This window comes from Enterococcus sp. E4-150, from assembly GCF_035726465.1.
Classification (GTDB): Bacteria; Bacillota; Bacilli; order Lactobacillales; family Enterococcaceae; genus Enterococcus_B; species Enterococcus_B faecium.
In genome coordinates this window covers 1-5222 of record NZ_JAPRGK010000034.1, presented here as the reverse complement: position 1 = coordinate 5222, position 5222 = coordinate 1, and the positions used below count along the sequence as shown (strand labels likewise).

Below are 5222 nucleotides of genomic sequence, written 5' to 3'. Positions count from 1 at the left end.
AGCTGTCCTTATGGACCTTCATGACGAATGGCTCAGTTCTACAAGAAAATATATTAAGTTTGATCAATGAGAGACCGGTAAAACATTGTATAGTATTTTACACAGGATTATGGACTTGACTAAAAAATAAAAGTAGCGAATATAGCACTTATGATGACAACTAACGGAGATTTTATATTATTTATAATTTTAGTTTTGAAAGTCATTAAAAATTTTCCTCAAGTATTTTTAAGAGATAGTCATCAAAAAAATTTGCAGGATCACTGCCTGATAAAACTCCATTACAAATAACTTTAATAGAATAGAAATTATCAGAACTTTTATATGCCATATCAATCATTTCAACATCAATAGAGTTTCTTTCTGAAGCCCATGCTAATTTAGCAATTAAATTACCTAATTCTGATCTATCACTGGTAATAGATTTACATATCTCATTAATTTCTTCTTGATAATCTTTATCTACAGTACTATTAAATTTGATTTCCCTTACAACGAAATCTTCTTTTGTTAAAACTTTAGATAATATTTTTATCATTATTTCAGAGTTAATAATTACTTGACGAAATCCTTTTTGCTTTTCTTGAAGAACTAATTCAGAATAAACTTGATTTGGGCTATATTCAACAATCTTAAAATAATATATTCCATTGTCTATTTTTCTAAATATCTTAGATTGTTTCATCAATTATTCCCCCCTTTTAATTTATTTTATATTATTTAAATTAAATCTACCACAGAAACCTATATATAATAAAAATAAAGTTCAAAGACTAACCTCTATTTCTTCACTTTTTTCTTCATCTAAGTTATAATGTATATAAATAAGGAGCTATGCTCTAACATAACTCCTTATCCGTAGCCCGTTTAAGACGGTAGCTTGGATTTTATATAAGTTTTATAAACTCGTCATCTCTAGCCAAAGATTATGACGGGTTTATTTTTTGTTGTTTTTGCTAATTGTCAGCATAATGCCGACTAAAGCAAGGACGAATGATCCAAATTGAATCATTAAACCAATTGCTTCAGCAACAGACAAAAAATGCTACTCCCTTTTACGAAGTAGGAAAATGCACATAGGCATCACCCCCTGAGTAGCCACCGTCATAAACTTACTACAGTACCATTATATCATAGAATGAAGAACTTTATCTCGACAAAAAGGCTGATTAAATTTTTAAATATGTTGATTATTTTATGAAGAAATATTTTCACTTTTCGGAATAGATAGTGTTTTTAGTTATTTATATTTCATGTTCCTTCCTCTTCTCTTTTGCTTTTTTTTGTTGATTTTCTTCTACTTCTTTTTCATATTTCTCGATCTTGTCCGTTAACTTTTCTTCTCTATCAATCAAATGATACCCACTAAGATCAAATAATCCATTCCTATCTAGTTCTTGCAATATTTCCTGAACATCGATCAATCTATTTAATTTATTTTCATAATGCTTATAGCCCTCTATAAGTCGTTTCCTCTGTTTCTCTTGATTTTTCGCCACAGATATTATCTTTTCTTTCGTTAAATCAGGACGTAGATTATCTGAAGCTAGTAATTTCTTTTCAGCAAATTTAAATTGGCGTACTTCTTCTTTGTACTTTTGTTCTAATTTAATTTTTTGAAGCATCGTAGCACGCTCAATCTCATTCATGATCGGTAAATATTTTTCGTAAGTGACTAAAAGTTTTGCAACATTGTTATAATTTTTTATTTTTCCATCAATCTCAGCTATTTTCTCTTTTGCTTGATTTTTTTGATCAACAATTTCATTTAATCTCTGTTCTAATTGTGAAGCTGAAACTATTTTTTCTTCACGAATCGTATTTAAAGCTTCGACTAATTGATTAGTATATCGTTTTCTTGATTGATAATGTAGCTGATCAAATTTAGGTTTTAGAAACACATCAAGTAATTCAGGAGTTTCTTTTAAACTACTGATTAAAGAACGTCCAGTAAATTTTTGATATGGTAATTTTTTATTTAAATTTTTATCGTTCTCAGGAAGTGGTTCTGCATAGTAATTCCACTTTTCCCCAATTAAGATAGAACAAGATTTACTAATTTCATCGATTACAACATACTCACTAGGAATATATATTTAATTAATTATGGTTGATAAAATTATTGTTATCAGGCTGTTTACTTAGTATTTTATTCAAATCTTTCACACTAAGCTTATGGTTATCAAGAATCGCTAAAACCTGTTCTGCTTCTAAATCTCTAATTTGCTTTGTTAGTTTTTCTAGCTTATATTGATCTTCTTGAATCCTCTTTTCAAGCTTTGTTGCTTCTTCTTTCTTCTGCTGAATACGTTCTGTTAAGCTCTTTCTTGCCATCAGAAATCATCTCCTTTTGACATAACTAATGTTTTTATTTTACTTATATCTGTACCTACATAACGCTGCTTAAGGGAAATGATTGTAGGAACGGAAGTCAAACCATACTCCTTAATATAACGTTTATTTTCTTTGTTATTCATGTTAACAAAAGTTAAGTCATGGTATAAAAAATTGTGACGTATCAGGTAAGGCATGATCTTTTCACAGTCTCTACAATCGTTTCTGTAGAAAACTATTTTCTCTTGATTTGATTCATCTAAATAGACTGGATCATTTTGTGCTTCTATATATTTGATATAAGAATGATCTGCTAAAAATATGATAGACACAGTAAAAATTAAGACACAAATAGAAAAAATTTTTTTATTCAATCATATCTCCCCTTAAAACTGACCCCAAGCTTTGTATTTTAGTCAATTTCTTCGCATGAATATCATACTGAACAGTATAGATTTCTGAATTTTTAAACCAGTCAGTTTCTCCTAATTTGCTTTCATAGTCAACAATCAAAAGACCAGTAATAGTTTTTTGGTTAATTAATGAACCACTATATATCTCTAAATTATCTAATCGAGAACTCACATTATTAGAATCTCCATAAGTTAGCTGATTCTCCGAAAATTTCTTATACAACTCTTCAGAAATCAAATCTCTTACGTTTTCCTTACTTTCTTTGTATGTTTTGGGATCATAATTAAAAGAATAAGGGGTTTTTATGACAGATAAAACTATCAAAGAATTAGCAGATATTCTAGGTGTTTCAAAAGATAAAGTGAAGTATCAACTGAGGAAATTACCTAGTAATTTTACCTACAAAAAAGGAAATATTATCTACCTGAAAAAAGAAGCAGTAACAACAATTACAAAGGTTTTATCAGGTAATGAGCCGGGTAACTTACCTAGTGAATTACCTGATTCATTACCTACCGATTACCTACTCAAGGAGATTGAAACTAAGAATAATCATATTGAAGAAAAAGATAGGCAAATTGAAAAACTTCAACTAGCTTTAGAAACACAACAAAAATTACTCGACCAGCAACAACAACTCACCCTGCAAGCCAACCAACAAATCGAGAAACTGCAGGAACAACTACAGTTGACTTATACGGAAGAATCTTCGGAAAATAAATCAACGACTCTTTCTGAAGAAACAGAATCGATAGAAAAACAATCAAAGACGGAGAAAAAATGGTGGCAATTCTGGCAATAAAACCAGCAATTTAAATTAATAAAAATTGCTGGTTTTATTCTTCTTTTTGCTTTTGCGAGCAGAGCAACATGGGCCCATGTTGCGATATTTTGGTGGCGCCCCAATCCCCGTTTTTTCGTTGAATCTTACTCGGACTGCACTCGTTTTACAGCTGATTTTTCTGAATTTTGAAAGAGCATAAGGAAACGTGGTATCACTTTCTTACGAAAGGTGCTAGATAAGCTGTGCCTATCACGTTTCTCAGAAAAAAATTTGCTATCACTTTTTTGCCATTGTGGCTAGGCTATGTATAGTGTTTTGGCGAAAAATAGCTATACAAATACTATATTTGTATGATATACATAAATTATATACTGATACGAAAGGAAAATTTCCATGGACATTTTAGTTCGAAATATCAATCCCAAAATTATTACAAGAATAGATAAACGTTGTCAGGAACTAACAACCAAAACGGGCAAAAAATGGAGTCGAAATCAATACCTAAAAATTTTAATCGAAAACGATTTTGACCACGAACTTATGAATTACAAAAAAGATCAATTCGATTTATTATTCGAAAAATTTATTGCCATTCAAGCAGAAAATACGAACATACTAAATGACTATGTTCACACAAACAACCAACTCATTGAAACACTTATCGGAGGAATATAACATGAGAAAAACTTCTGTTCAAAAACACGTAACCCTTTATCCCAGTCACGTTGACGTTTTAGATTCCATCATCGAAAAAAATCCAGACGTCAACAATTATTCAGAAGCCATTCGCTTTTTATGTATGAGTTATGAACCTGCTACCAATACAACCACAACCAGTAACCAAGCAAAACTCAATGCCATGGGAAAAGAAATTTCTATCATGACAGAAATCATGGCAGAATTTGCTGATTTATATCTAAAAGATACTGGTGTTCTTATCGGTACAAATTCTAAAGTATATCAAGAAGTGAAAGAAAAAATTGAAAATCAACTCAATCCTTCCCGACGAAATCAACCCAAAAATCGTCAAAAAGAAACCAATCAAACCTTTACTTCTGGAAATTTTGACCCAACAAACTTTCTAAAAAGATAAAAAAAGAAACCGAAAAATAAAAAAATTCCTCGATTTCTTTTTAGGGATCGGTCTTCCAGCAAGATTTGCAAGTTGGTACCAACTTGCGAAAAAAAAAAGAAAAATCCGCTTCTGCGAATTCTTCTTTTTTCATTTTGGGGCGCTGCCCTAATCCCTAAGTCCCGGTTATTCAATAGCATGGAAACTCAAAGAATAAGACGTTCCCTGGAATAAAAAAAAGGCTGCTCGTTCGAGCAGTCCATACATAGGAAAATGAAAAAACGACGTCCCTTACTGAGAAACGCTATTAAACTTTTAACAAATCCTCTAAAAAATAACAAGTCTTTAAAAAGTGACCGGTAAAAATGCACAAAGAACTAAAAAAGAGAAATTGCATCAAATCAAGCATTAGAAGCTAGTAACTAGCTAGACCAATTGAAAATCACAAAGTGAGCGCCTGTATCTATTGCTACAGGCGCTACTTGGCATAGTATACATTATGTCAACTATGCAATTAAATAACTAACTACTTCATATTAGCTTAATAAAATAATCAAAATCACTAGGGGAAAAAACATTGTATAAAAAAATTTTTCATTTTTTAAATAAGAATAGTAA

8 protein-coding genes and 1 pseudogene are annotated in these 5222 nt (G+C 30.7%); 3 read left to right on the top strand and 6 right to left on the bottom strand.

Features of this window, described 5'->3' with window-relative positions:
* Positions 1 to 205 precede the first annotated feature (205 nt).
* The 6 genes and pseudogenes from OZ002_RS13200 to OZ002_RS13175 form a co-directional block, all read right to left on the bottom strand.
* Positions 206 to 685: a hypothetical protein gene (locus tag OZ002_RS13200; RefSeq protein ID WP_010721290.1), complete on the bottom strand. Its 480-nt coding sequence runs from the start codon at positions 683 to 685 to the stop codon at positions 206 to 208.
* A gap of 252 nt (positions 686 to 937) precedes the next feature.
* Positions 938 to 1076, bottom strand: a pseudogene (locus OZ002_RS13195) (putative holin-like toxin).
* Between the two features lie 168 nt (positions 1077 to 1244).
* A complete protein-coding gene (locus OZ002_RS13190) occupies positions 1245 to 1901 on the bottom strand; it encodes a hypothetical protein (RefSeq protein ID WP_010722090.1) in 657 nt (218 codons plus the stop codon).
* A 199-nt stretch (positions 1902 to 2100) separates the two neighbouring features.
* The gene (locus OZ002_RS13185) at positions 2101 to 2334 is read right to left on the bottom strand and encodes a hypothetical protein (protein WP_002332882.1); all 234 of its coding nucleotides are present in this window, start codon (positions 2332 to 2334) and stop codon (positions 2101 to 2103) included.
* Positions 2334 to 2708, bottom strand: coding sequence for a thioredoxin domain-containing protein (locus OZ002_RS13180; RefSeq protein ID WP_010722089.1), 375 nt, complete (start codon positions 2706 to 2708; stop codon positions 2334 to 2336). The genes OZ002_RS13185 and OZ002_RS13180 overlap by 1 nt, the downstream gene beginning before the upstream one ends.
* A complete protein-coding gene (locus tag OZ002_RS13175; RefSeq protein ID WP_010722088.1) occupies positions 2701 to 2985 on the bottom strand; it encodes a hypothetical protein in 285 nt (94 codons plus the stop codon). The genes OZ002_RS13180 and OZ002_RS13175 overlap by 8 nt, the downstream gene beginning before the upstream one ends.
* A 67-nt stretch (positions 2986 to 3052) precedes the next feature.
* Between OZ002_RS13175 and OZ002_RS13170 the strand changes: the two genes are divergently transcribed.
* The 3 genes from OZ002_RS13170 to OZ002_RS13160 all read left to right on the top strand — a co-directional run bounded on the left by OZ002_RS13170 (position 3053) and on the right by OZ002_RS13160 (position 4625).
* Positions 3053 to 3550: a DUF536 domain-containing protein gene (locus tag OZ002_RS13170; RefSeq protein WP_002347002.1), complete on the top strand. Its 498-nt coding sequence runs from the start codon at positions 3053 to 3055 to the stop codon at positions 3548 to 3550.
* A 375-nt stretch (positions 3551 to 3925) separates the two neighbouring features.
* Complete coding sequence (locus tag OZ002_RS13165; protein WP_000353845.1) at positions 3926 to 4207, top strand: hypothetical protein; 282 nt, start codon at positions 3926 to 3928, stop codon at positions 4205 to 4207.
* Position 4208: 1 nt separating this feature from the next.
* Entirely contained in the window at positions 4209 to 4625 is a 417-nt protein-coding gene (locus OZ002_RS13160) for a hypothetical protein (RefSeq protein ID WP_001232860.1), read from the top strand.
* Positions 4626 to 5222: the final 597 nt, after the last annotated feature.